The sequence below is a fragment of the Nostoc sp. UCD121 genome (assembly GCF_014222285.1).
GTDB lineage: Bacteria > Cyanobacteriota > Cyanobacteriia > Cyanobacteriales > Nostocaceae > Nostoc.
Genome location: NZ_JACKZS010000005.1, coordinates 32,799 through 57,035 on the forward strand (window position 1 = coordinate 32,799; position 24,237 = coordinate 57,035).

22 protein-coding genes and 1 pseudogene are annotated in these 24,237 nt (G+C 42.1%); 11 read left to right on the forward strand and 12 right to left on the reverse strand.

The features are described 5' to 3' along the window. Positions 1-470 precede the first annotated feature (470 nt). The 4 genes from GNF10_RS02045 to GNF10_RS02060 all read left to right on the forward strand — a co-directional run bounded on the left by GNF10_RS02045 (position 471) and on the right by GNF10_RS02060 (position 5,836). Positions 471-1,514, forward strand: a complete 1,044-nt coding sequence (locus GNF10_RS02045) for an aspartate-semialdehyde dehydrogenase (RefSeq protein ID WP_185581837.1) — start codon at positions 471-473, stop codon at positions 1,512-1,514. Between the two features lie 133 nt (positions 1,515-1,647). Then, entirely contained in the window at positions 1,648-2,532 is an 885-nt protein-coding gene (gene dapA, locus GNF10_RS02050) for a 4-hydroxy-tetrahydrodipicolinate synthase (protein ID WP_185581836.1), read from the forward strand. A gap of 279 nt (positions 2,533-2,811) precedes the next feature. Continuing rightward, on the forward strand, positions 2,812-4,581 hold the full coding sequence (locus tag GNF10_RS02055) for a ribonuclease J (RefSeq protein WP_114085542.1): 1,770 nt from the start codon (positions 2,812-2,814) through the stop codon (positions 4,579-4,581). Between the two features lie 877 nt (positions 4,582-5,458). Then, the gene (locus tag GNF10_RS02060) at positions 5,459-5,836 is read left to right on the forward strand and encodes a Mo-dependent nitrogenase C-terminal domain-containing protein (RefSeq protein ID WP_185581835.1); all 378 of its coding nucleotides are present in this window, start codon (positions 5,459-5,461) and stop codon (positions 5,834-5,836) included. A gap of 116 nt (positions 5,837-5,952) precedes the next feature. Here GNF10_RS02060 and GNF10_RS02065 read toward each other — a convergent pair whose 3' ends face one another. After that, entirely contained in the window at positions 5,953-7,821 is a 1,869-nt protein-coding gene (locus tag GNF10_RS02065) for a caspase family protein (protein ID WP_185581834.1), read from the reverse strand. A 200-nt stretch (positions 7,822-8,021) separates the two neighbouring features. Here GNF10_RS02065 and GNF10_RS02070 point away from each other — a divergent pair, with 200 nt between their 5' ends. From GNF10_RS02070 to GNF10_RS02080, 3 genes are all read left to right on the forward strand, one after another. Then, positions 8,022-8,504 (forward strand): hypothetical protein, encoded by a 483-nt coding sequence (locus GNF10_RS02070; RefSeq protein WP_185581833.1) that lies wholly within the window; start codon positions 8,022-8,024, stop codon positions 8,502-8,504. A gap of 167 nt (positions 8,505-8,671) precedes the next feature. Then, a complete protein-coding gene (rpmF, locus tag GNF10_RS02075) occupies positions 8,672-8,845 on the forward strand; it encodes a 50S ribosomal protein L32 (protein ID WP_012407602.1) in 174 nt (57 codons plus the stop codon). Positions 8,846-9,120: 275 nt separating this feature from the next. After that, positions 9,121-9,726 (forward strand): sulfite oxidase-like oxidoreductase, encoded by a 606-nt coding sequence (locus GNF10_RS02080; RefSeq protein WP_185581832.1) that lies wholly within the window; start codon positions 9,121-9,123, stop codon positions 9,724-9,726. Positions 9,727-9,815: 89 nt separating this feature from the next. Here the strand turns inward: GNF10_RS02080 and GNF10_RS02085 are convergent, their stop codons facing one another. Both GNF10_RS02085 and GNF10_RS02090 read right to left on the reverse strand, forming a co-directional pair. After that, positions 9,816-11,198 (reverse strand): aldehyde dehydrogenase, encoded by a 1,383-nt coding sequence (locus GNF10_RS02085; RefSeq protein WP_185581831.1) that lies wholly within the window; start codon positions 11,196-11,198, stop codon positions 9,816-9,818. Between the two features lie 194 nt (positions 11,199-11,392). Beyond that, positions 11,393-12,532 (reverse strand): hybrid sensor histidine kinase/response regulator, encoded by a 1,140-nt coding sequence (locus tag GNF10_RS02090; RefSeq protein ID WP_185607106.1) that lies wholly within the window; start codon positions 12,530-12,532, stop codon positions 11,393-11,395. Positions 12,533-13,055: 523 nt separating this feature from the next. Between GNF10_RS02090 and GNF10_RS02095 the strand changes: the two genes are divergently transcribed. Then, positions 13,056-13,364, forward strand: coding sequence for an NIL domain-containing protein (locus GNF10_RS02095; RefSeq protein ID WP_185585217.1), 309 nt, complete (start codon positions 13,056-13,058; stop codon positions 13,362-13,364). 77 nt (positions 13,365-13,441) lie between these two features. On the opposite strand, the gene GNF10_RS02100 is transcribed toward GNF10_RS02095, so the two are convergent. Further along, a complete protein-coding gene (locus GNF10_RS02100; protein WP_012407592.1) occupies positions 13,442-14,119 on the reverse strand; it encodes a response regulator transcription factor in 678 nt (225 codons plus the stop codon). A gap of 329 nt (positions 14,120-14,448) precedes the next feature. Next, positions 14,449-14,904: a ferredoxin gene (locus GNF10_RS02105; protein ID WP_185585216.1), complete on the reverse strand. Its 456-nt coding sequence runs from the start codon at positions 14,902-14,904 to the stop codon at positions 14,449-14,451. 379 nt (positions 14,905-15,283) lie between these two features. Here GNF10_RS02105 and groES point away from each other — a divergent pair, with 379 nt between their 5' ends. From groES to GNF10_RS02120, 3 genes and pseudogenes are all read left to right on the forward strand, one after another. Further along, the gene (groES, locus tag GNF10_RS02110; RefSeq protein WP_012407590.1) at positions 15,284-15,595 is read left to right on the forward strand and encodes a co-chaperone GroES; all 312 of its coding nucleotides are present in this window, start codon (positions 15,284-15,286) and stop codon (positions 15,593-15,595) included. 99 nt (positions 15,596-15,694) lie between these two features. Beyond that, entirely contained in the window at positions 15,695-17,329 is a 1,635-nt protein-coding gene (groL, locus tag GNF10_RS02115) for a chaperonin GroEL (RefSeq protein WP_012407589.1), read from the forward strand. Positions 17,330-17,411: 82 nt separating this feature from the next. Then, positions 17,412-18,225 (forward strand): annotated as a pseudogene (locus GNF10_RS02120) (Rpn family recombination-promoting nuclease/putative transposase). Positions 18,226-18,400: 175 nt separating this feature from the next. On the opposite strand, the gene ureC reads toward GNF10_RS02120, so the two are convergent. The 7 genes from ureC to GNF10_RS02155 all read right to left on the reverse strand — a co-directional run bounded on the left by ureC (position 18,401) and on the right by GNF10_RS02155 (position 24,168). Further along, positions 18,401-20,116 carry an urease subunit alpha gene (gene ureC / locus GNF10_RS02125; RefSeq protein ID WP_185585215.1) on the reverse strand — a complete coding sequence of 572 codons (1,716 nt, stop codon included), beginning with the start codon at positions 20,114-20,116 and terminating at the stop codon, positions 18,401-18,403. A 9-nt stretch (positions 20,117-20,125) separates the two neighbouring features. After that, positions 20,126-20,668 (reverse strand): DUF1349 domain-containing protein, encoded by a 543-nt coding sequence (locus GNF10_RS02130; RefSeq protein ID WP_221643490.1) that lies wholly within the window; start codon positions 20,666-20,668, stop codon positions 20,126-20,128. A gap of 2 nt (positions 20,669-20,670) precedes the next feature. Beyond that, a complete protein-coding gene (locus GNF10_RS02135) occupies positions 20,671-20,976 on the reverse strand; it encodes an urease subunit beta (RefSeq protein ID WP_185585214.1) in 306 nt (101 codons plus the stop codon). A gap of 21 nt (positions 20,977-20,997) precedes the next feature. Then, positions 20,998-21,300 carry an urease subunit gamma gene (ureA, locus tag GNF10_RS02140; RefSeq protein WP_109007733.1) on the reverse strand — a complete coding sequence of 101 codons (303 nt, stop codon included), beginning with the start codon at positions 21,298-21,300 and terminating at the stop codon, positions 20,998-21,000. Positions 21,301-21,365: 65 nt separating this feature from the next. After that, positions 21,366-22,205: an urease accessory protein UreD gene (locus GNF10_RS02145; protein ID WP_185585213.1), complete on the reverse strand. Its 840-nt coding sequence runs from the start codon at positions 22,203-22,205 to the stop codon at positions 21,366-21,368. Between the two features lie 80 nt (positions 22,206-22,285). Beyond that, on the reverse strand, positions 22,286-23,350 hold the full coding sequence (locus GNF10_RS02150; RefSeq protein WP_185585212.1) for a tetratricopeptide repeat protein: 1,065 nt from the start codon (positions 23,348-23,350) through the stop codon (positions 22,286-22,288). A gap of 68 nt (positions 23,351-23,418) precedes the next feature. Beyond that, positions 23,419-24,168 carry a 16S rRNA (uracil(1498)-N(3))-methyltransferase gene (locus GNF10_RS02155; protein WP_185585211.1) on the reverse strand — a complete coding sequence of 250 codons (750 nt, stop codon included), beginning with the start codon at positions 24,166-24,168 and terminating at the stop codon, positions 23,419-23,421. Positions 24,169-24,237 lie beyond the last annotated feature (69 nt).

Sequence of the window (24,237 nt, forward strand, 5' to 3'; positions counted from 1 at the left end):
TATAGCATTGAGTCTAGCTATATTTTGGTACAGGAGTAAACAGGCTGCCTAGCCGCATAGCTCGATTTTATAAGTTGCGAATTTTATACCATTTGCATCATAGTACATTCATCGTGCTGGCAACTCACTTTACAGCCAAGACGTTTATTCACCTTACAGGTCAAATGTCTAAGTGCAGATATTATGTATTTTTCTGCTAGATGGCGCTTTGTTGTACAATACTATAATATAGTTTAGATAAAATGAATAATAAAGTTTGGATGGCGAGTTGTTGTAAAATGCAACATCACTCATTTTATTGAATAACCTAAGTAAATAAATTTATTAAATCTATTAAAGATAGACTAAATTAGAGAAAATCTCAATCTATTCAAAATTCATTTCAAGACTGCGATAGCTATTTAAATATAAATAAATTGTCAATCGTTCCAAAAAATTGCAGATAAGTCTCTATAAAGGAGGAAGCAAGTTTGTCGAAATCCTATCGTTTAGCTATTTTGGGAGCTACTGGTGCAGTTGGCACAGAGTTGCTGGAATTATTAGAAAGCCGTAATTTTCCGATTGCTGACTTGAAGTTATTGGCATCAGAGCGCAGTGCTGGGCGATCGCTACGGTTTAAAGGGGAAAATATCCCAGTAGAGCCAGTGAGCGATCGCGCCTTTGAAAATGTCGATATAGTACTAGCTAGTGCGGGTGGTTCCACATCTAAGGCTTGGGCAGCAGTTGCCGTGGCAAAGGGTGCAGTAGTAATTGACAATTCCAGTGCCTTTCGGATGAACCCAGAAGTTCCCTTAATAGTGCCAGAAGTTAATCCACTAGCCGCAGCTAATCACCAAGGCATTATTGCTAACCCCAACTGCACAACGATTCTGATGACTGTGGCAGTATGGCCATTGCATAAAGTTAAACCAGTGCAACGTATCGTGGCTTCAACCTACCAATCTGCTAGTGGGGCAGGGGCTAGGGCAATGGCAGAAGTCAAAGCCCAAACAAGCGCTATACTACAAGGACAGCCGCCAGTTGCTAAGGTATTGCCTTACCCATTGGCATTTAATTTATTTCCTCACAACTCACCATTAAATGATTTGGGTTATTGTGAGGAAGAAATGAAAATGGTTAACGAAACCCGAAAAATATTTGGGACGCAGCAAATCAGAATTACTGCAACCTGTATACGGGTTCCCGTACTCCGCGCCCATTCAGAAGCGATTAATTTAGAATTTGAGACTCCCTTTAGTGCAGAGGAAGCCAGAGAGATTTTAAATTCCTCCCCTGGAGTAAAGTTGGTAGAAGATTGGAAAACTAATCATTTTCCGATGCCAATTGAAGCAACTGGTAAAGATGAAGTTTTAGTGGGAAGAATTCGTCAAGATATTTCTCATCCCTGTGGCTTGGAATTATGGTTGTGCGGCGACCAAATCCGCAAAGGCGCAGCATTGAATGCAATACAAATCGCCGAGTTACTAGTAGAAAAAAATCTACTCCAACCTTCTAAGGCTTACGTTTCAAGCTAGTCATTAGTAAAAATAAACAACTAATGAAAAAGACTAAATGTGCAAATCGCTGTTGAAAGTAATTTGCAGATAGGTTATCACAAGAGGAAACCACCAAGATATAAAAACATGGGTAATCAGGAGTGAAAACAGGGTGGGAGATTTTGGCAATGTTTTAACCGCTATGATTACGCCGTTTAAAGCAGACGGTAGTGTAGATTATGGTGTAGCGGCAGAACTGGCAGCGCATCTAGCTAATAACGGTACAGATACATTGGTGGTGTGCGGCACAACAGGAGAATCGCCTACCCTAAGTTGGGATGAGGAATACCAGTTGTTTGTCGAAGTATTGCAGTCTGTGGCAGGCAAAGCCAAGGTGATTGCTGGTTGTGGTTCAAATTCTACCAAAGAAGCGATCGCAGCCACCCAAAAAGCGTCTAAAATAGGAGTACATGGTTCCTTACAAGTTGTTCCTTATTACAACAAACCGCCACAAGCGGGTTTAGAAGCGCACTTTAAAGCAATAGCACAAGCCTGTCCCGACTTACCATTGTTGTTATACAATGTCCCAGGTCGTACCGGACAAAACCTTCAGCCAGAAACAGTTGCCCGGTTAGCTAAGGTTAGTAATATTGTCGGGATTAAAGAATCCACTGGTAGCATAGATCAGGCTAGTGAAATTCGTCGCTTGACACCAAAAGAATTCCACATCTATTCTGGTGATGATTACATGACTTTGCCCTTGTTAGCGATCGGGGCAAAGGGTGTGGTAAGTGTCGCTTCTCATCTGGTAGGAAACCAACTACAGCAGATGATCCAAGCTTTTAATGCGGGAAAAATTGAGGTAGCCACCGAGATTCATCTCCAACTCTTCCCGTTATTTAAAGCTTTATTTCTCACTTCAAATCCCATTCCAGTGAAAAAAGCGCTGAAACTCCAAGGTTGGGAGGTTGGTTCAACTCGTCCACCGCTATGTGAAGCTGATTTAGAAGTAAGTCAAAAGTTAGAAACGGTTCTGAAAGAACTTAGTTTAATCTAGCGACCATCTGGTTAAGCTTTAGTAATCTACCGCTTTCTAAAGATACATATAAAGAACGACCATAATTGTTCATAAGTTGCAATTTAAAAATCTGTGCTAGGGCTGATAGACATACTATAAATTCTTCAGTGTACAGTCGATTTTATTGAATAAAAAATTGAAATCTTCAATTAAAACTTGATTGCTTTGGGACTGAATTAAGAGACAAATGATGTTGTCTTAAATACAAGTTCGTCAACTATCAACTAAATAAACCACAAGTAACAATCTAAGGAGAAAATGGCTAAAAACGAAGCTAATAATTCCGCCTTGAAAATTATTCCTTTGGGCGGTTTGCACGAAATTGGGAAAAATACCTGTCTTTTTGAGTATGACGATGAAATTATCCTGTTAGATGCAGGATTGGCTTTTCCTACAGAAGCGATGCATGGAGTAAATATTGTTCTGCCAGATACGACCTATCTGCGGGAAAATCGCCACAAAATTAAAGGGATGATCGTTACTCATGGTCATGAAGACCATATCGGCGGGATTGCTTTTCATCTCAAGCAATTTGATATCCCTGTGATTTATGGCCCCAGGCTAGCAATGGCAATGCTAGAGGGTAAATTGGAAGAAGCAGGAGTCCGCGATCGCACAGAAATCAGAACAGTTTTACCACGTGATGTAGTGCGGATTGGGAAAAACTTTTTAGTGGAATATATCCGTAACACCCACTCCATCGCTGATAGTTTCACTGTTGCCATTCATACTCCCCTTGGTGTAGTCATTCACACAGGGGATTTCAAAATTGACCATACCCCAGTAGATGGTGAAAAGTTTGATTTGCAACGACTAGCAGAACATGGTGAAAAAGGCGTTCTTTGCCTGCTAAGTGATTCCACTAACGCTGAGATCCCAGGATTTACACCTTCAGAACGTTCGGTTTATCCAAACCTGGAGAGAGTATTTAGTCAAGCCACTGGGCGATTATTTGTCACAACCTTTGCTTCTAGCGTGCATCGCATCAATATGATTTTGGATATCGCCAAGAAGCAGAACCGTGTAGTAACGGTTGTAGGGCGTTCTATGCTGAACTTGATTGCTCATGCCCGCAATTTAGGTTACATCAAGTGTGAAGATAATTTGCTGCAACCATTGCACGCAGTTCGTAATCTCCCTGACGAAAAAGTTTTAGTCTTAACTACAGGTTCTCAGGGTGAAACGATGGCAGCAATGACCCGCATTGCCAACAAAGAACATCCTCACATCAAAATCCGCCAAGGAGATACAGTAGTATTCTCTGCTAACCCAATTCCCGGAAATACGATCGCAGTAGTCAACACCATTGATAAATTGATGATTCAGGGTGCAAAAGTGGTCTATGGTCGGGATAAAGGGATTCACGTCTCCGGTCACGGCTGTCAGGAAGAACAAAAGCTGATGATTGCCTTAACTCGACCCAAGTTCTTTGTGCCATTTCACGGCGAACATCGGATGCTAGTGAAGCACGCAGAAACGGCTCAGAGTATGGGTATTCCCGCAGAAAACATGATTATCATTCAGAATGGTGATATTGTCGAACTGACTGAAGATGCTATTCGCGTTGCTGGTAAAGTGCCATCTGGTATCGAATTGGTGGATACTACCAGTTCGGGTATGGTAAGCGCCAAAGTTTTACAAGAACGGCAACGTATGGCTTCAGAAGGCATTATCACGATCGCAGCTGCAATTGATTGGAATGGTAAACTGTTGGCGAAACCAGAAACTCACCTCCGGGGTGTAGTTACAACTGTAGAGCGATCACTGCTACAAACCTGGGTAAAACAACGCATTGAAGAAATCCTCACTGTGCGCTGGACAGAATTTGCTCCTGGCGGTGAAGCAGCAGATATAGACTGGGGCGGATTGCAAGGAACTTTAGAACGAGAATTACAACGTTCTATCCGTCGAGAATTACAATGTCAGCCATCTGTGACTTTATTGATGCAAATCCCTGATGAGCCACCTGTAAAAGTTGCTGATGGGAGAAGACGACGGACTCGGACTGCTGCTCAAGTAGCATCATAGAGAATTTAAGGTAAAAATCTCATACAGAGAGAAGTTTGAGCAGTGGCTTTCACCGCTCAAACTTCGATGGGCGCAAAGACACAGAATTTTTCTGAACGTCTTTGCGCTTTCTTTTGTCATGGGTATAGAGCTTGCCTATAGTTCAATACAGTTCAGTTAAGCATCTCTCTCTTCTCTCTGCGTTCTCTGCGCCTTGGCGGTTCGTTAAAAAGTTGACTTTGGTAATAGAGTTTTAACCTTAACTGAACCGTATTGGCCTATAGTTCTTCGATCTAACTTGTTAGGTTGCTGTCACTGAAGGCGTGCGTACAGCATACTGCCAGGATGGATTGCGTTGTAGAGTACAAAAACACCCATAAGCAAGTTCTATCTGATTTTAATGCGTCAGACTATATAATTCTCAAATTGCCACTGCCAACGTAAGTTTTGTGAAATGCAATCGATTCTACTCGCTAAAAAATCACTATTTCTACGGTATTCAGCCAGCGATGAACAAGACACACTTACGTGAGAAAGTGGGAACACGGAAAGGAAAAATGCCTTCTAGGATATTACTGATGTTTATACTTAGCAAAAATTCTTTTAGAAAGACCTTATATTAAGTTCTGTAAATGTTACACTAAAACCTATCCAATGACGGATGTCTTTATTAAAATTTAAACTGTGTCAAGTTATGAACAAGATCGTAATATTACACTACCGATCCCCAGAAATTTGAGATTAACTTGACGTAGTAATAAATTAGGTTCTGACTTAAGTGGCTAACAGGTATTACATTATATCGCAGTCAGAACGCGATTTTTCCGGGAAAGTTCGTTGCCACGTTGTATATATTCATCAAAAAGGTGAATAACCTCAATAACACAGAGGATTAACCATGAAGGTATTCGACAATACCACGAAAAAGATTTTTCTGGCAAGCTGGGTATCAATCAATCAAGCAGAGACTACTGACCATAAAGTAAGCCAGCTTAACCATTCTCCTTCCAAGCCTTACTGGGATATTCTCCAACCCCTACGGCAACGATTAGAAAACATTCAAGTCCGCGATCGCCAACTAGCTCACCGTTTGTGCAAACTAATCCCATCTCAATGTCCCTTTGAGCGCGATATCAAAGTATTTGGGAAAACCTTGTTTCACATTCCACCCATGTGCAAGCTCAACCCCTTATATGAAGAAGTGGTTGGTTTACGTTTCCGAGCGTTATGCTATCTAGCCGACGAGTGTGGCGAAGATGTATCACAGTACTGCTAATACTGAGATATGAGCGCTGAGGAAAAAGTTGGAGTTAGGAGTCAGGAGTAACAGGTCGGGGATCAATAATATAACTCCTAATTCCTAACTCCTAAGCATTTTTTATTATTTTTTTACTATTTCTTTTGCCATTTTTGAATGGCATCTTGAGCATCTTCATAAGCGGCTGTTTCCTCTGGCACTAACGCAGCAGTTGCAATTGCGGCACTACGATCTCCTTCGGCAGCGCGACGCTTGGCCATGTCTAAAATTTTCTCACTCCATTTATTGATCGACTTTTGGGCACTATCAAAGCCTGGTTGACCTGCTGGTACTTTTTTGGCAACTTCGATCGCCCGATTGTAAGTAGATGCTTGTCCAGACTTAATTAAGGCATTAGCTGCATCTAAAAGAGTGTTGTTACTCACATACTGCTTGCCCTCTAGCCGCCACAGGTTAATTGCTGCTTGTGCTTTGGCGTAGGGGGCTTCATCTTTAGTAATTAATCGAGCGGCGGCAATAGCGCTAGCATACTGTCTTTGTTTAGCACGACCCTCTGCTAAATCTAAAATCATTCGACTCCAAATCTTAATATTTTCCTGAGCTTGTTCGTACAGTGGTTCACCAGGTTTAATTTTCCGGGCTGTAGCGATCGCCATACTCAAATCGCTAGCCTGAGTTTGTCTGAGCGACATTTTCGCCAAGTCTAATACTGCTTGATTCCGCTTTTTCGACTCGGAATTAGAGATTATTTGGGCGCTAGATTGGTTGTTAAGTCTAACTACTGAAGTACTATCACTTGGTAAGTTCTCGATCACCTGGCGATCGCTAGCAGTAGCATTAGGCGATGCAGTTGATATTTGCTTAATTCTAAAAGTTTCTTGATTGCGAAGAAAAACTACAGCAATTAAACCTGCTACTAGCAAGCTGCCTCCGCCCCACAAGATAAACTGTTTCCAAAAAGGGAGACTTGGCTGATTTGATGGCAATCGAGAGACGTAACCTTTGGAGGAATTGGGGATAAATCTTCCCTTGGGATTGGCTCCTAAAGAAGTTTCCGCCATTGGCTGGGAAACTAAACTAGTAGCTGATTGCTGGACTGGTTGAGATTTAGGCTTCTCGATCTTGTGTTGGGAGGAATTCATAGTTGTTTCTCCCCATCTCCCCCGTTGTGCTGAAGTTCTGGGGTAATCGTCAAGAGGAGGGGCTGCAAGAGCAACAGCAAAAGATTCTTCGGGATAAATCACCGGATTTGCTTCAAAATCACTTTCCATTGCCAATTCTGGCAAGATTATCTGCGCCCTTGATGGGATAATAGTTGCAGGGTTTTGGACAGGTCGCCAGTGGTGGTGACATAATTTTGGCATGAGCAGACTTAGGTAACTTTCTAAATCTGACAGGTTACTGGCATTGCCAGAACGCAAAGCTTCTAATAAAGCTGCTGTAAAGAAACCGTGACCTAATTCGCTACTTTCGTGGGAAAATTGCTCTGGTTGACAAGAAAGAATTGTCGCTAGTTGTAGTTCTTGGGCTAGTTCTATTGTTTCTTCACCAACGGGAGCATCTGCTTGAGTGCCAAAAGCGCGGTTGATATCGAGTAGTAGCAATACATTCAAGTCAGCAAGTTGGAGACTTTGCATTAGCGATCGCAATTCGATGCCAGTCTTTTGCACGAGTTCGGGGTTGCCCTCTGCTGGCATTAAGTAATCTTTGCCCTTGTAATTGACTCCATAACCGCTAAAGAATAACCACAGATAGTCTTCCGGTTGCCAACTTGTCGCTGCCAAATCCTCAAGCAGCAGCAGAATATTCTCTTTCGTTGGATAAGTTGATCGATCTCCAATTGGCGGCGAAGTATCCGTCATTAGCAGGCAATGTTTGGGGAGAAAGCCTGCCTCTGTCACCAAAAAATCCTCTAGTGCCTCAGCATCGGCTTGGGCACAACTTAAAGGTTGAAATAACTGATAGTGATTGATGCCAATCGCGATCGCCCAGTAATTTGCCATCCCGCTCTTTGTCAGTTATTGTTTGCTGGTCTTAAAATTGCGGTTGGCTTTGCCAAAAAAACAAAGCTAACCTATGTCTTATAGTCTAGGTGATTCTCATCGAATCTTAAGTTAGAATGTAATTTTTATTACGTTATCTAGTCGGAAAATACCTTTTACCTAATTTCAATAACAGATCATCACTAAGGAGATAGAAGGTCATGAGCAAGATTGCTGCTCACCTACCATCATCGATCACTCCCTTTTCAGTTATTAGCCAAATTGCCAGAAGAATCCGGATAGTTCCTTTATTAATTTTGCTCATATCCACTGTTCCTGCGTGGTTTTTGACGGAAGCGATCGCGCCCCAGGTTGTGCGAGCTTACACCGCTAGAGTCGATCTAGCTATTGACCGCCTGCCGGAAGAAAACTATGAAACCGTTCTACGGAGGGCGGAAGCGGCCGCTAGAGCCGCCGCCCAAAGGAGCTTCGATCAAGATATCTTGGTGACAGATGTTTCAATCATTGTATCCGTACAAAATTTTGGAGCGATCGCACCAGTTTTGGCATTAGATGTAAGTCGTCCCCAATGGCGATCGCGTCCCGATGCTCAAAATTGGGCTACTTACTTCAAAACTGCGCGATCGCTACTTTTCCTTGACAATAGCTCTACAGCAGCTAGCAGTGTGCCAGCGAAAAAATGAAGGATTGAGCTAGACACGGAGACGTAAAGAGTGGAAGAATCAAAGAATTCCCTCTGTCCCCGTGTCCTACTTCGGCCTCAACCGATCAATTCAACTTACCTGTTGTTCTTCGCGTCAGTGGATGGCCTAGAATAAGAAGGTTGTCAAGAATCACGATATCTGCTGACATGGCTGTTCCTAAGAAGAAAACTTCCAAATCAAAACGAGATAAACGTCGAGCTACCTGGAGGCACAAAGCCGTCGTCGAAGCTCAGAAAGCCCTCTCTCTGGGTAAGTCAATTTTGACTGGACGTTCTACATTTGTGTATCCAACGGCTGAAGAAGAGGAAGAAGAATCATAATTTCCCAGTCAGGCAAAGCATAAACAGCACCAATCTTCTTACTACTGGATCAACGCTTTTTATTAGCTTTCCTGATTGCATTTTGAATCATAGATACTCTATACAAGCTCATTAGCTCGATAAAAATTGGTAGTGAGTAATTGGGAACATCCATTACCCATTACCTATCACTGATGAGTGATAATCAAATCATATAAAAGTAAAACATCTGGTAGTGTTGGCAATTCAGCAAGAAAGCTTGTAAACACTTTGAGAAAACTTATTTTTCTCCAACTATGCTAGGAAAATTTTTTCACAAACCAGGGAAAGAAGAGGGGGAACGTGTTCCTCCTGGTCAACACTTAGCTAAAGGTTTCCCCGTACTAACTTACGGTGCAACTCCTCAAGTCAGCATTGAGGAATGGGAATTTCGAGTTTGGGGTTTGGTAAAATCTGCTACCTTTAGTTGGTCAGACTTTATGGCGCTACCTCAACACGAATTCACGGCAGACTTCCACTGTGTAACGCGCTGGTCTAAGCTTGATGTCAAATGGACTGGCATTAAAGTTACAGATTTCATGGATCTCATTGAGCTAGACCCGAAAGTAGCCCACATTATGGAACACTGCTACGGCGGCTACACTACAAATATTCCTGTAGAAGATTTCATCCGGGAAGAAAACTTCTTTGCCTTTAAAGCCTTTGGTGAAGACCTTCCATCTGAACACGGTGGCCCGATGCGGCTAGTTGTTCCCCACCTCTACGCTTGGAAAAGTGCTAAGTGGATTAATGGTTTAGAGTTTTTAGCTGGTGAAGAACTTGGTTTTTGGGAGCGCAATGGCTACCATCGCCGTGGTGAACCTTGGGCTGAGGAGCGTTACAGCAACGCTTTTGGATTTTAGATTTTAAATTTCTTCTTGAATCCAAAATTCAAAGTCGAAAATTGGCATAATTAGGAGTTGTGGATTTTTATCCTTAACTCCTAATTTTTTTAACCCAAAAGTTTCTTTATGAGTGGCAATTTGCCTTCATAAGGAGCGTATCGCCATTTTAAATCGAGCCAGAAAGAGTTTTGCAATACACTTTTGTTGTGGGAAAAAGTGTCAAAACTAGCTTTGCCGTGATAGTTGCCAATGCCGCTATCTCCTACCCCACCAAATGGTAAAGACGAGACACCAACCTGCATCACTGTGTCATTGATGCAGACCCCACCAGATGAAGTTTCCTGCAAAACTCGCTTTTGTAGGTTTTTGTTTTGAGAAAATAAGTATAACGCCAGAGGTTTAGGTCTAGAGTTAATCAACGCGATCGCTTCGGTAACGTCAGTATATTCAATAATTGGTAAAATTGGCCCAAAAATCTCTTCCTGCATTACAGGATCTTCCAAAGAGACATTATCAATCACTGTAGGAGCGATATAACGCTCTGAAGATTGATTTTCTCCACCGATGATAACTTCACCATCTTTGAGAAAATTCACCAATCTATCAAAGTGTTTTTGACTGATAATTCTGGCATAATCAGGACTACTGACAGGATTATCACCATAAAACTCTTTTAGGCATTTTTTCAGCCCATCTATTAAATCTTTTTTGATTTTTTTATTAACTAAAAGATAGTCAGGGGCGATACAAGTTTGTCCAGCGTTAATAAATTTACCCCAAGTGATTCGTCTGACAGTGTGTTCAAGATTAATATCAGTATCTACGATACAAGGACTTTTACCACCCAATTCTAAAGTCACTGGTGTGAGATATTTGGCTGCTGCGGCCATGATAATTTTGCCGATAGCTGTGCCACCAGTAAAAAAGATATGATCGAACTTTTCTGCAAGTAGTTTTTGACTTGCTTCCACATCTCCTTCTACGACTGCAATATAAGCTGGGTCGAAATGTTTGGCTATAATCTTAGCAATTACACCAGAGGTATGAGAAGCAATTTCTGAAGGCTTGATAATTGCACAATTCCCGGCTGCTATCGCACCTACTAACGGTGAGATAATTAACTGAAAAGGATAGTTCCAAGGGCCAATGATTAAAACAACCCCTAAAGGTTCTGGATAAATTTTTGCTGAGTAGGAAAAAAAATCAAAGGAAACTGCTGCTTTTTTGGGCTTAGTCCAAGTATTTATATGTTTTATAGCATAATCAATTTCCTTAATTACGCCTATTTCTGTAATGTAAATCTCCAATTCTGGTTTATGTAAATCCGCTTTTAATGCCTCGATTATTGCTTGTTCATGCTCAATTATGGCTTGCTTGAGATTTTTAAGTTGTTCAATGCGAAAAGCGACATCTTTAGTTTTACAAGTTCCAAAAAACTCTCGCTGATTCTGGATAATATCGCCAATATTAGATAATTCAGTGGTAATCATTGTTTGGTATTCTAAAAAACTATTTGTTTAATGTGGCGTTGCTATCTCAGCATATTTAATTCGTCATTTTTTGGCGTTTAAATTTCTGATTAGAATATTTAATTGAAATTATTGGGAGATATTAGTAAAGTCATAATTTATGAAATATCAGGATAAAATGCCCCGTAATTCATAAATTATAATTGCTAATTTTCTCATGTTGTGGCGGGTAAAAGGACAATAAATACACTACCTTTCCCCAATTCAGAATTCAGCAAAATAATGCCTTGATGTGCCTCGACAATTCGACGAGCAAGGTAGAGTCCTAAACCACTACCAGAACTCTTGTGACTACCTTGACGAAATCGTTCAAATATGGTGGCTTGTTCTTCAGTGGGAATACCTGGGCCAGTATCCGCGATCGCAATGCTAATATATTCAACGGGATTGGATTTTCCAGATAACTGAGATTGACTAATTTTGTCTAACTGGCGTTGAGAAGTGAAACGAATAGTCACAGACCCAGAGTCGGTAAATTTGATCGCATTGCCGATCAGGTTTGTAAATAAACGATGCAATTCTAAGCGATCGCCCATAACTGTGTTTGACTCTTCAGTAAAATCCAAATTTAGCGACAGTGTTTTAGCTTGAGCTAGTGGTGCTAATTCTCCAGTCACCTCTTCTAGCAAACGTCCTAAATTAACTGGTTGAAATGCCAAACTTTTGCGACCTGCTTCAAAGCGATAAACTTCCAATAAGGTATTGACCATAGTAAGCAGGTTGATATTACTACGGGCCATGATGGTGATTACTTCCTGCATTTGTGGTGATAATGTTCCCAATGCACCTTGTTGAAATAGCATCAACATGCGATCGGCCGCCACTAAGGGAGTGCGTAAATCGTGGGTGAGACGAGAGACAAAATCTTCTCGCTGGCGGGCAATTTCATCACGTTCATCCATACTATGCTTCAAACGTAGGAGCGATCGCACTCGTGCCAGCAATTCATCTACAGTTACAGGTTTGCGGATAAAATCATCAGCACCCAAGTCTAATCCGTGAGCAACGTTGGGTGCATCGTGGGCAGTAATCAGCAATATGGGGATATATTGCGGCAATTTCATCTCTCTACGAATGTGCTTAGTGACTTCGTACCCATCCATATCTGGCATCATTAGATCCAGCAGCACCAAGTCACAAGGAGAAGCTTTCAATTCTGCTAAAGCCGAAATACCATTTTCTGCGGTGCTAACCGTGTAACCTTCTTCTTCCAAAATAGTTTTGATCAAAAACACGTTATCAGGAGAGTCATCAACTACCAGAATTTTGCCAGAACGAGAAGATTGTGAAGTCATATAGATGCAAGGTACGGAATAAAAGTAAATTTTTAGGGAAACTGGTTTATTGGTATAGTTCTCTTAAGTAAACTTCCTCTAAAGGAAATTGTTTACTAAGAAATTTATATAAATGTGTTTTAAAAACTACTTTACTTACCTTTTTAGCAGATAGCTACAAGCTAATTGAATTATGGCTCCTAATTTCTAGTAATAGAGTTCCCTAAAACTCTGAAAAAGTAACATATAATACTTAGGACACCTCCCTGCAATAATATTTTTTTATACACAAATAAATTAGGGTTACAACAATTGTTGTAACCCTGCAAAATGCTATATTCAATCTGCTCGAAAACCACTATAGAATAACAATTAACCTCATAACTACCGAATTATGAGCAATTCTTTACATTTACTATATCTAGATTAATGGTTTGCAAAGGTAAATACTTTCTTGCTTGCCTACGTGGGATAAGTGACGCTAGTGTTAAAAGAAATCATGCAAATCAAAATCCTCATCCCAGAAGTCGAGTAGGAAGCTAGAATGGCAATTCCAAATAAAGAAGTAAAATCTAATACAGATATTTTAGATAATAGACGCACCCAAACTCGCATCCAGGTTCGTATTCCTAAAGACTTACATGAGGAACCAGTCATTTCACGACTGGTTTCTCACTATGGGATCACAGTTATTATTGCTGATGCTCAGGTAAGCGCAAACGTGCCACAATATAGCTGCTTCGACCTGGAACTGCGAGGTACTGTTTCTCAGATTGAAAGTGCCCTAACTTACCTAGATGAGCTGGATTTAGAAGTTTTACACCAATCCAGCGCTGAAGAAGATGGTTGGTAAATTGAATTCTCAGTCCTGAGTTATGAGTGCTGAGTCAAAAACACTCAGCACTCAGCACTCAGCACTCGTTACTGATTTTAGGCCATTTGATTTTCAATCGCCCACCGCGCTAGTTCAGTGCGGTTATGGAGATTGGTTTTGCCCAACATATTGGACACATGGCTTTCAACTGTGCGCTGACTAACATTTAGTTCTTCAGCTATTTCCCGGTTAGCTAAACCCCTAGCGACAAACTGGACTACTTTCAGTTCGGTTGGGGTTAATTGCACATCGAAGGGAACCTGGATGCGGGAACCGTTTTCGCCTCCTTTTGCTTGGTGTTCTTTCCAACGGATAGTTTGTTTCAGTGAGGATTCAACTTGGGCTACGAGTTCTTCTGGTTCAAAGGGCTTGACCATATAAACATCAGCACCTTTATTCAGACCCTTAACTCGGTCTGCGCTTTGTCCCTTAGCTGAAAGGAAAAGAACCGGAATCCAACTGGTGCGTTCGTTTTGCCGGACTTGTTCCACAAAAGTATATCCGTCCATTTCCGGCATCATCACGTCGCAGATAATCATGTCTGGAACATCTTGCTCTAAAATTTCCAGAGCTTCACGTCCATTCTCGGCGGTGATGACTTCGTATCCCCGGAATTCTAAGTAATCCTTCACCAGCAAGATGAGGTTAGGGTCATCATCAATCAATAGAAGTCGTTTGTGATCTTTCATGCTGGGCTCTTTCATAGCAGTGGCACTTGTCGCGCTTCGGTCCATCAAAGTCTTGAATATTTATCCTCTATGGTGGGTTATTTCGAGATGTTGTCCTTTTTCCTACTTAACTTGCCTTTGCTGTCTCGAAGTCTCAAAAATGCCGAGCATTTTCAAGAGACTAATAGCTCGATAGCAAAAGTCCAGCAAGGATACGTATAGCAGTAGTATCTATAATGCGCTATTATATATCGCATTGAAAGTGGCGGGCGAAAAAACACTGATTAAATAATAATCCTTCTGACTCACAAGTAAGTATTGGCTTAAAGATGACCCTACCTCAAAACCAACCCGCACTTTCTTAAAGCTTACTGCTGTTCCATATCCTTCGGTTGTTAAGCCTCTATGAGGTGTTCACAAGAAACTAGGGAAGTTTCTGGCAAAGGATGGTTGAAAAACGCATATTCTTTTACCACCTTATTGCCTATTAAGTGTTCTTGGATGATCCGCTCAATAACTTCTAGGTTTGCTTGGCGATACCAGGCACCATCAAGGTAAACCACCATTATGGGTCTAGAACAACAAACGCGCAAGCAGTTGGCTTTAGTTCTGTAGACGCATAAGGAATAATTCTGTTGCGACTCATCAAGTTTTAACTCTTTAAGTCGCTCTTTTAAGTATTCCCAGGATTCAAGACTAGCTCGTTTTGAGCAGCAATTAGCAATTGTCTGTTCAGCGCAAATAAAAATATGTCGCTGAATTTTTGCAAGTCCGAAACTTTCTACACAATTACTCAGGGCTTTATATTCTAGATTAGTGGCTTTGGGGATTTGATGGCTTGACTGGATCACTGTATTGTTACTTATCGAGCAGCTCCCTGATTACAGTTCTATAACAATTTCCAAGCTTTGCAAATAAAGTTGAGTGAGAAGAGAATGGGGCATTGGGCAACTTGTACTGAGCAGAGCCTCTCGAATATAAGTATTGGGGATTGGGAAAACTCTTCACTACTCCCGACTCCCGACTCCCGACTCCCTATGACCATATAAAAATATACGTAACTTACAGAGCAGAACCCGAAGGATATAAATAATTAGGCATTAATACTTAAGTACATCAACGATCTTCTAGTTCGGGAACCCGTACTCAATGAATTCTTGCCATTGGATGCCAATTTTAGGTAAATTAGCACTCAGGGGTTGAGAGTGCTAATCTCTGGAGAAAATAATTATGGCAGCCTTATCTTTAAGCGTTTCTACAGTTAAACCTTTGAGCGATCGCGTTTTCGTAAAAGTGAACGCCTCAGAGGAAAAGACCGCAGGTGGTCTGTATTTGCCGGATACCGCCAAGGAAAAGCCCCAGGTAGGGGAAGTAGTTGCCCTTGGTCCTGGCAAGCGTAACGAGGACGGTAGCCGTCAGGAATTGGAAATTAAAGTCGGTGATAAGGTGCTGTACTCTAAGTACGCCGGCACTGACATCAAGCTCGGCACCGAAGAATATGTACTGCTTTCTGAAAAAGATATTTTAGCAGTCGTTATTTAGTGGTCATTAGTCATTGGTCATTAGTCATTAGCCAATGACAAAGGACAAATGACAAATGACGAAGAACAAAAGACAAATGACAAAGGACAACTAAACATTATGGCAAAGCGAATTATCTACAACGAAAACGCCCGTCGCGCCTTAGAACGAGGCATTGACATCCTGGCTGAGGCTGTAGCTGTTACCCTTGGTCCCAAAGGTCGTAACGTAGTCCTAGAAAAGAAATTTGGCGCACCACAAATTGTTAATGACGGTGTAACGATCGCCAAAGAAATCGAATTAGAAGACCACATTGAAAACACTGGCGTAGCTCTGATTCGTCAAGCTGCTTCTAAAACCAACGATGCTGCGGGCGATGGTACTACAACTGCTACCGTTTTAGCTCATGCGATCGTCAAAGAAGGCTTGCGGAACGTTGCAGCTGGTGCTAACGCGATTTCACTGAAACGTGGTATTGACAAAGCTACTGCCTTCCTCGTAGACAAAATCAAAGAACACGCCCGTCCAGTGGAAGATTCCAAAGCCATTGCCCAAGTTGGTGCAATCTCGGCTGGTAATGACGAAGAAGTCGGTCAGATGATTGCCCAAGCAATGGACAAGGTGGGTAAGGAAGGCGTAATTTCCCTAGAAGAAGGGAAATCTATGTTCACCGAGTTGGAAATCACTGAAGGGATGCGCTTTGACAAAGGCTACATCTCTCCTTATTTCGCTACCGACCCTGAGCGGATGGAAGCGGTTTTTGATGAGCCTTTCATACTGCTGACCGATAAGAAAATTGCTTTGGTACAAGACCTCGTACCAGTGTTAGAGCAAGTAGCTCGTGCTGGTCGTCCTTTGGTGATTATCGCCGAAGATATTGAAAAAGAAGCTTTAGCAACCTTGGTAGTAAACCGTTTACGCGGTGTACTCAACGTGGCTGCTGTTAAAGCTCCTGGCTTTGGCGATCGCCGCAAAGCACTACTAGAAGACATCGCTGTTTTAACTGGTGGTCAACTAATTACCGAAGATGCTGGTTTGAAGCTAGATAACACCAAGCTGGATAGCCTGGGTAAAGCTCGCCGGATCACCATCACCAAGGACAGCACCACAATTGTTGCCGAAGGTAACGAAGCTGCTGTTAAGGCTCGTGTCGAACAGATTCGTCGTCAAATCGATGAAACCGAATCTTCTTACGACAAAGAGAAATTACAAGAGCGTCTTGCTAAACTCTCTGGTGGTGTCGCTGTCGTGAAAGTTGGTGCAGCGACTGAAACCGAAATGAAAGACAAGAAACTGCGCCTAGAAGACGCTATCAACGCTACCAAAGCTGCTGTGGAAGAAGGTATCGTTCCTGGCGGTGGTACAACTCTGGCTCACCTTGCTCCTGAATTAGAAGTTTGGGCAAAGAGCAATCTTAAAGATGAAGAGTTGATTGGTGCTTTGATTGTTGTTCGTGCTTTACCTGCACCTCTGAAGCGGATTGCTGAAAACGCTGGTCAGAATGGTGCTGTGATCGCTGAACGCGTCAAAGAGAAAGAATTCAACGTTGGCTACAATGCTGCAACAAACGAATTCGTCGATTTGTTAGCTGCTGGTATTGTTGACCCTGCGAAAGTGACTCGTTCTGCTCTGCAAAACGCTGCATCTATCGCTGGTATGGTGTTGACAACCGAATGTATTATAGTTGACAAGCCTGAACCAAAAGATGGCGCTCCTGCTGGCGCTGGTGCTGGTGGCGGCGACTTCGATTACTAATACTTTGTAATTGTATAAGTTGAAAAACAGCTGCTTCCTGATGGAGGTGGCTGTTTTTTTGTGTCACAAGAAGGGGAAAAGGGTGAGTTACGACAACGGTTGTAAATATTTAGCTGAACAGTACCCTGCTGATATTGTGGGTTGGTTGCTTGGGGTAGAGGTGCAACAAATTGAAGTCTTAAAAACGGAACTCACGCTTGAACAAATTCACGCAGATTCTGTGACATTTTTGCAAACAGCTAACCAAATTTTGCACATTGAATTTCAAACTTTGGCGAAATCTAATCCGGCGCTTAATTTCCGAATGCTCGATTATTCTGTGAGGTTGAAGCGCCAATACCGTTGTCCTGTAGTACAAGTGCTAATCTTTTTACAAGAAACTACTAACGAAATCGTTTTTACTGAAGAATATCGTGACAACACAACGATTCACCAATATCAGGTTGTTCGTCTTTGGGAGCAAGATTCAACACTATTTTTAGCTAATCCGGCGCTGTTACCTTTAGCAAGTTTGACGCGAACTGACTCGCCACAAACTTTACTGGCAGAAGTGGCTGAACAAGTCGCTACAATTCCAGATAGAGAGGAGCGACAAAATATTGCGGGTTGTGTAGAAATTCTGGCGGGTTTGCGGTTTGACAAGGATTTGGTTCGGCAATTTTTACGGGAGGATATTATGAAAGAGTCTGTAATTTATCAAGATATCGTTCAAAAAGAAGCGTTTAAATTAATAAGTCGTCTACTTAAACGGCGTTTTGGTGATATTGATGGATCAATTGGTTGAGCAGGTTCGGAATTTATCTGCTGAACAGTTAGAAGAGTTGGGAGAGGCATTGTTGGATTTTTCGGAAGTTGCTGATTTGGTAGCTTGGTTAGAGCAGCAGGAGAGGGACTAAAATTTTTACAGAAGGATACATAAGGATATTATTAAATAGTCTGCAATCTATCAAGATATTTTGCAGCAATAAAACTAGGTTAATAAAATATAACCTGATGTCTACTAAATCAGCATTTTGAAGAAATTGACGCATCGATTTGGCAATCGTAATCAGTAAGTTGCTTGGTCACGAATTAAAACAAAAAGTACCTCTGTGCCATTGGTAAAACTGTCGCAGGTTCACAAATCAGCAACTCACCATTTGCCCTGACTTGGTATGTTTCGGGATCTACTTCAATGTGGGGTAGTGCATCATTCAGCTTCATATCACGCTTGCTCAATTGGCGTGTTCCAGAAACTGCTACTGCTGCCTTTTGTAAACCTAGCTGGCTAGGAATTTCGTTCTCTAAAGCTGCTTGTGAAACAAAAGTTAATGATGTGGCATGACGCGCCCCTCCAAAACTACCAAACATTGGGCGCATATAAACTGGTTGCGGTGTGGGAATACTGGCGTTAGCATCGCCCATTTGCGACCATGCAATCATTCCGCCTTTAATCACTATCTCTGGCTTCACGCCAAAAAAGGCGGGATGCCACAAACATAAATCTGCTAATTTTCCCTCTTCCACTGAACCTACATATTGAGCAATTCCGTGAGCGATCGCAGGGTTAATTGTATACTTAGCAACATATCTTTTTGCCCGAAAATTATCTGCTTTTTGCTCATCTCCCTGTGGGTTAAGAATTCCCCGTTGCACCTTCATTTTGTGAGATGTCTGCCAGGTGCGAATTATCACTTCGCCTACTCTTCCCATTGCCTGAGAGTCGGAGGAAATCATGCTAAATGCGCCTAAGTCGTGCAAAATATCTTCGGCGGCAATGGTTTCTCGGCGGATGCGAGACTCGGCAAAAGCCACATCTTCAGCGATCGCAGGATCGAGGTGATGACATACCATCAACATATCCAGGTGTTCATCTAATGTGTTGAGTGTGTAAGGGCGTGTGGGGTTAGTGGAAGATGGTAAAACGTTGGCTTGACCGCAAACTTTGATGATATCTGGTGCGTGTCCGCCGCCTGCGCCTTCGGTGTGGTAAGTGTGGATGACACGATTTTTGAAAGCTGCGATCGTATCTTCGACAAATCCGGCTTCGTTCAGAGTATCAGTATGAATCGCTACTTGCACATCATAAGTATCGGCAATGCTGAGGCAAGTATCAATTGCTGCGGGTGTAGTTCCCCAGTCTTCATGGAGTTTTAACCCCATTGCACCGGCGGCTACTTGTTCTACAAGTCCTTGGGGTTGACTGGCATTACCTTTACCCAAAAATCCTAAGTTGACAGGGAAAGCATCAGCAGCTTGCAGCATTCGGTAAATATTCCAAGGGCCGGGGGTGCAGGTAGTGGCATTTGTACCTGTAGCTGGGCCAGTACCGCCGCCGATCATGGTAGTAATACCAGAAGCGATCGCAACTTCAATCTGTTGGGGGCAAATAAAATGAATATGGGCATCAATCCCGCCAGCAGTGAGAATCATTCCTTCACCAGCTAAAGCTTCGGTTCCGGGGCCAATAATAATATCTACATTGTCTTGAATATAAGGATTTCCGGCTTTACCAATTTTGAAAATCTTGCCATCTTTAATGCCAATATCCGCTTTGACAATTCCCCACCAATCGAGAATTAAGGCATTAGTAATTACTAAATCTACAGCACCATCGGCGTTAGAAATTGGGGATTGTCCCATTCCATCTCTGATAACTTTTCCGCCGCCGAATTTTACTTCGTCGCCGTAGTTGGTGAAATCTTGTTCAACTTCAATAAATAATTCTGTATCTGCAAGTCGGATGCGATCGCCTACTGTGGGGCCGTATGTTTCGGCGTAAGCGCGGCGATCCATTCTGTAACTCATAACTATTCCTCACAAACTGCGAATTTGGAATTGTTCAAACCTCATCTGAAAACCATTCCCTTCAGGTGAGGCACACATTACACCTACACTTACTGTTTCTGCTGGAGTCAAATAAGCGAGCCGCAGCATTGTATATTCAGTTCCATTCAAAGAGTATTCCACCTCTATTGCTGTGCCGCGTCGAGTTACACGCACCCAAATTGCAGACGGATTTTGCGGCATTGGAATAACAGACCAATCCGAGTAATTACGTGTTACTACTGCGCTAACTTGTTGCACGCCGTTGACAAATTCAATGCCACATTTCAACCAATTCAGCTTATCTAAACGTACCATCAGGCCAGCTTGATCGTATAAATCCTGATATTGTCCGGTGATTTTCACTTCGGCAACAAAGTCACCTTGAATCTTTTGATAAAAAAAGTGACCATTATCTCTAATAAAACCGTAGTGAGTTTCCCGCCAGAAATCTGTTTTTGCGCCGGAAGTGATAGCGATCGCTTCATCTTTAACTTCCCAAAGAGGCGGTTCATTGTACCATTCGATTTTCATAGCTACAGAGAACCGTTAATTTTGGCGTTGAAACCGTAGACTTGACGAGTACCAACTAGAGAAACTAATACAACTTCTTTTTCATCGCCTGGTTCAAAGCGGACTGCGGTTCCTGCGGGAATATCGAGACGCATTCCTCTAGTTTGTTCTCTGTCAAAGTTTAAGGCGGTGTTAACTTCATAAAAGTGATAATGGGAACCTACTTGTATGGGGCGATCGCCTGTATTTGACACTTGTAATTTTATAGTTGGACGACCAACATTTAATTCAATTTCACCTGCTGGTGTGATAATTTCCCCAGGAATCATAATAAATTCAAACTTACAAAATTAACGAATTGGATTATGTACTGTCACTAACTTTGTGCCATCAGGAAAAGTAGCTTCAACTTGCACATCATGTACCATTTCTGATATCCCTTCCATGACATCATCCCGCGTTAATAGTGTTGTACCATAACTCATCAATTCAGCCACAGTTTGTCCATCTCTCGCTCCTTCTAAAATGGCAGCAGAAATATAAGCAACTGCTTCGGGATAATTCAGTTTCAAACCCCTTTCTTTACGTCTTTCTGCTAATAAAGCAGCAGTAAAAATTAATAGCTTATCTTTTTCCTGCGGCGTAAGTTGCATTCTTACCTCCTCTGTGTTCTCTGCGCCTCTGCGGTAGACCGCGGCAAGCCGCTATGCGTCTACGTTCAAACCTGCCACACTCTTGGTATACAATTACCACGATTCAAAAAAGAAACTCGTAACAACTGCCAAACATCAATAAACCAGTTTCTCACCTCAGAAGTAGAAGAACCACGATATCGGCACAATAATCCATGTTGTAATCGGCTAACACCCGCTTCTCCTTCCCCATTCCATAAACTTCGTGTTTTTTCAACAATTTCTGCTGAAACTGCACCACCAACCCAAACTAGACTACCTACTATTGGTTTTCCAGCCAAGCCGTGGGGACTGTGGAAAATGTCTTCGCTACCGCGTAAGCATTGCCGATCAATCCATAAAGGAACGCCTTGCTGCCAAATTTCTGTATGCGATCGCCATTCTCCAAGGTAAAATTTTTCTCCTCTAGCACTGCGACCAAACCGGGTAATTTCCCAGCCTAACCAACTGCCCCTGGTTGCTAATTCTACCCGTAAATCTTGCCGATAAATCGCGTCGTTAAATAAAATTGTCTCTTGCGGCAACCATTCTAAACAAGCACCAGCGTCAACTTGCATCTGGATGTTTTGTCTAGCTTGTAAGCCATTGCTGCGATATATCTTACTTGCAGCAGGTGTAGTAATTAACGCTTGGGCTTGGGGTTGGAGGTGGATAGTAGAGGATAAGCGATCGCCTCCTACCATTCCCCCAGCTGTATGTAAAATTACGCTATGACAAACTTTTTCCCCTTCTGGATAAAATGGGCGTTGTACCTTCAAGGGCGCTTGTTGGTGATTGTAAATTAACTGGGTTGCACCCTGGCGATCGGCATAGACTAAATTGAGTTTTCCATGCCAACCTTCTGCTATTTGTGAGTTACAGGTCATTTATGAAGTAAACATTAAATTTCAGATGGATTACATTTCATTAATTCACTATGCCAGTGTTTTACCTGCAATTTATCATTTTATTTAAGAAACACCAGTCCACTATATAAATGAAAAGCCGAGTCCCAATTAGTCTGTTCCCTGCGAAACAAATGAATATGTGACTTGATATGACCCAACATTTCTGTTTGATCTAATGTTGTATCTGCAAATGATGTGAAATCTGACCAAATTTTAACTTGAGGTAGTTGCTGGTCAATCCAACTTGATAAACTATTCCAATTAATTCTGATTGTATTTTGGCTAGCTTGGGGAATGATTTTTAAACCTTGCTGGAATTCATAGCCGTTATCATCAAATCGGAGAATACAACGCCTATCTGGTAAGTGTAAATCACAAAATTGGGCATAGTCTTGTGTTTGAGTTTTCCATTCCAGTTTACGGCGGGCATCAACATCTACAACTTGTTCAAAAATGGGCAATAGTCCCACTACTCTGGCTGTGACTTCTGACCAGTCAAAGGTGAGAGAACCGAGTTGATTTGTGTCATTACAGCAAACAACAGTAGCTTGTGGGGTAGATTCTTGAAAATGTTTAACTTGATAAACTTGAATTTGCTGAATTTGAGCTATTGTTGCCCAAAAACAAGGAATACCAGCCTGCTGTAACTGTTTGCCGTAAAATTTTAGTTCTCCCACTTGCCCAGTGCGATACAACCTCCAGCCACGACTTGGCATTAATAGCCTTGCGGTATAGGGATCTAGCTGCATAATCTGGGCAAATTTTCGAGATGCTTCTGTTTTCATTTCGTTACTGAGTGGCTCTAAAACTAGTACGCCAAGTTCGGTGTTATTAGGTTCAGATTTTGCTTGGGAAATGGCTCTTTGTCTTTCTTCAATCTCAATTTCTTGTAGTCGTTGCAAACCTTGACGTGCTAGCGACACTATTTTGGTATTTGTCGTATCTTGCAGCAGTTGCCGATAAACTTTTTCCGCATCCTGATACTTTTTGGATACTTCATGCAACCGACCAAGATAAAATTGCACCCAAGGATTGTCTGGTGATTCTTTTAGCAGCTGTTTGAGTAATTTAGCAGCTGTTTGATAATCTTTATGGTCAAAGGCGATCGCAACTTGCTCAATCATCACTTACTTTAAATACAGGATGGAGTGATGTCTCGCGCAAAATCACTTTTGCGTGAGCTATAAATCATTTATACTTCACAACTTGCGGTAATTAAGGATAATGCTACTACTGGGGCTGTAACTGCTCTCAGAATGCGGCGACCAAGGGAAACAGGTTGAAATCCAGATGCGATCGCATTCTCAACTTCTTGTGTTGTCCATCCCCCCTCTGGGCCAGTAGCAATGACAATGGTTTTTTGTCCTTTGTCACTTGTGATTTGTCCTTTGTGCTGTAAGCAATGTTTTAAATGGGGAAACTCACCACGCGCTTCACAAATATATTGCTGACTGTTGGCAAATGACAGATGACCAATGACTAATGACAGACCAGTATTAAAAGCAACAGGCTCTAAAATTGTTGGCACAAAAGAGCGCTCTGATTGTTCGGCGGCTTCCGCAGCGATGCGCCGCCAACGTTCGAGCTTTTGAGGGCTAGGATCAAGCAAAGTGCGATCGCTCAATACTGGTGCAATACAAGTTACTCCCAACTCTGTACAACACCGCACCACTTCATCAAATCCATTGCCTTTGGGCAACGCCACCATCAAGGTAATTGATACAGGTAATTCAGTTTCCACCAGAAGTGATTCTAAAACCTGTGCTTGCTCCCCTGCTAGCTGCGCTAACCACCATTTTCCCTTACCATCCATTGCAATAAAGCGATCGCCTTCACGCAAGCGCAACACACGCCCCAAATAATGTTGTTGTTCTTTGGTGAGTAAAATTTGCTCTTGTTGAAATTGGGAGGGTGCGATCGCAATTCTTTGCAGTTGAGACATTTTTCTTAATAAATTACTGCCCTGCTGTAGAAATATGCCGCCATAATATTACTTATTTATTCTTCTCTT

Excerpts from the sequence above, each read along its gene's own strand:
- GNF10_RS02055 (WP_114085542.1), top strand. The coding sequence starts at position 2,812 with ATGGCTAAAAACGAAGCTAATAATTCCGCCTTGAAAATTATTCCTTTG.
- GNF10_RS02060 (WP_185581835.1), top strand. The coding sequence starts at position 5,459 with ATGAAGGTATTCGACAATACCACGAAAAAGATTTTTCTGGCAAGCTGG.
- GNF10_RS02065 (WP_185581834.1), bottom strand. The coding sequence starts at position 7,821 with ATGGCAAATTACTGGGCGATCGCGATTGGCATCAATCACTATCAGTTA.
- GNF10_RS02070 (WP_185581833.1), top strand. The coding sequence starts at position 8,022 with ATGAGCAAGATTGCTGCTCACCTACCATCATCGATCACTCCCTTTTCA.
- rpmF (WP_012407602.1), top strand. The coding sequence starts at position 8,672 with ATGGCTGTTCCTAAGAAGAAAACTTCCAAATCAAAACGAGATAAACGT.
- GNF10_RS02080 (WP_185581832.1), top strand. The coding sequence starts at position 9,121 with ATGCTAGGAAAATTTTTTCACAAACCAGGGAAAGAAGAGGGGGAACGT.
- GNF10_RS02085 (WP_185581831.1), bottom strand. The coding sequence starts at position 11,198 with ATGATTACCACTGAATTATCTAATATTGGCGATATTATCCAGAATCAG.
- GNF10_RS02090 (WP_185607106.1), bottom strand. The coding sequence starts at position 12,532 with ATGACTTCACAATCTTCTCGTTCTGGCAAAATTCTGGTAGTTGATGAC.
- GNF10_RS02095 (WP_185585217.1), top strand. The coding sequence starts at position 13,056 with ATGGCAATTCCAAATAAAGAAGTAAAATCTAATACAGATATTTTAGAT.
- GNF10_RS02100 (WP_012407592.1), bottom strand. The coding sequence starts at position 14,119 with ATGGACCGAAGCGCGACAAGTGCCACTGCTATGAAAGAGCCCAGCATG.
- groES (WP_012407590.1), top strand. The coding sequence starts at position 15,284 with ATGGCAGCCTTATCTTTAAGCGTTTCTACAGTTAAACCTTTGAGCGAT.
- groL (WP_012407589.1), top strand. The coding sequence starts at position 15,695 with ATGGCAAAGCGAATTATCTACAACGAAAACGCCCGTCGCGCCTTAGAA.
- ureC (WP_185585215.1), bottom strand. The coding sequence starts at position 20,116 with ATGAGTTACAGAATGGATCGCCGCGCTTACGCCGAAACATACGGCCCC.
- GNF10_RS02130 (WP_221643490.1), bottom strand. The coding sequence starts at position 20,668 with ATGAAAATCGAATGGTACAATGAACCGCCTCTTTGGGAAGTTAAAGAT.
- GNF10_RS02135 (WP_185585214.1), bottom strand. The coding sequence starts at position 20,976 with ATGATTCCTGGGGAAATTATCACACCAGCAGGTGAAATTGAATTAAAT.
- ureA (WP_109007733.1), bottom strand. The coding sequence starts at position 21,300 with ATGCAACTTACGCCGCAGGAAAAAGATAAGCTATTAATTTTTACTGCT.
- GNF10_RS02145 (WP_185585213.1), bottom strand. The coding sequence starts at position 22,205 with ATGACCTGTAACTCACAAATAGCAGAAGGTTGGCATGGAAAACTCAAT.
- GNF10_RS02150 (WP_185585212.1), bottom strand. The coding sequence starts at position 23,350 with ATGATTGAGCAAGTTGCGATCGCCTTTGACCATAAAGATTATCAAACA.
- GNF10_RS02155 (WP_185585211.1), bottom strand. The coding sequence starts at position 24,168 with ATGTCTCAACTGCAAAGAATTGCGATCGCACCCTCCCAATTTCAACAA.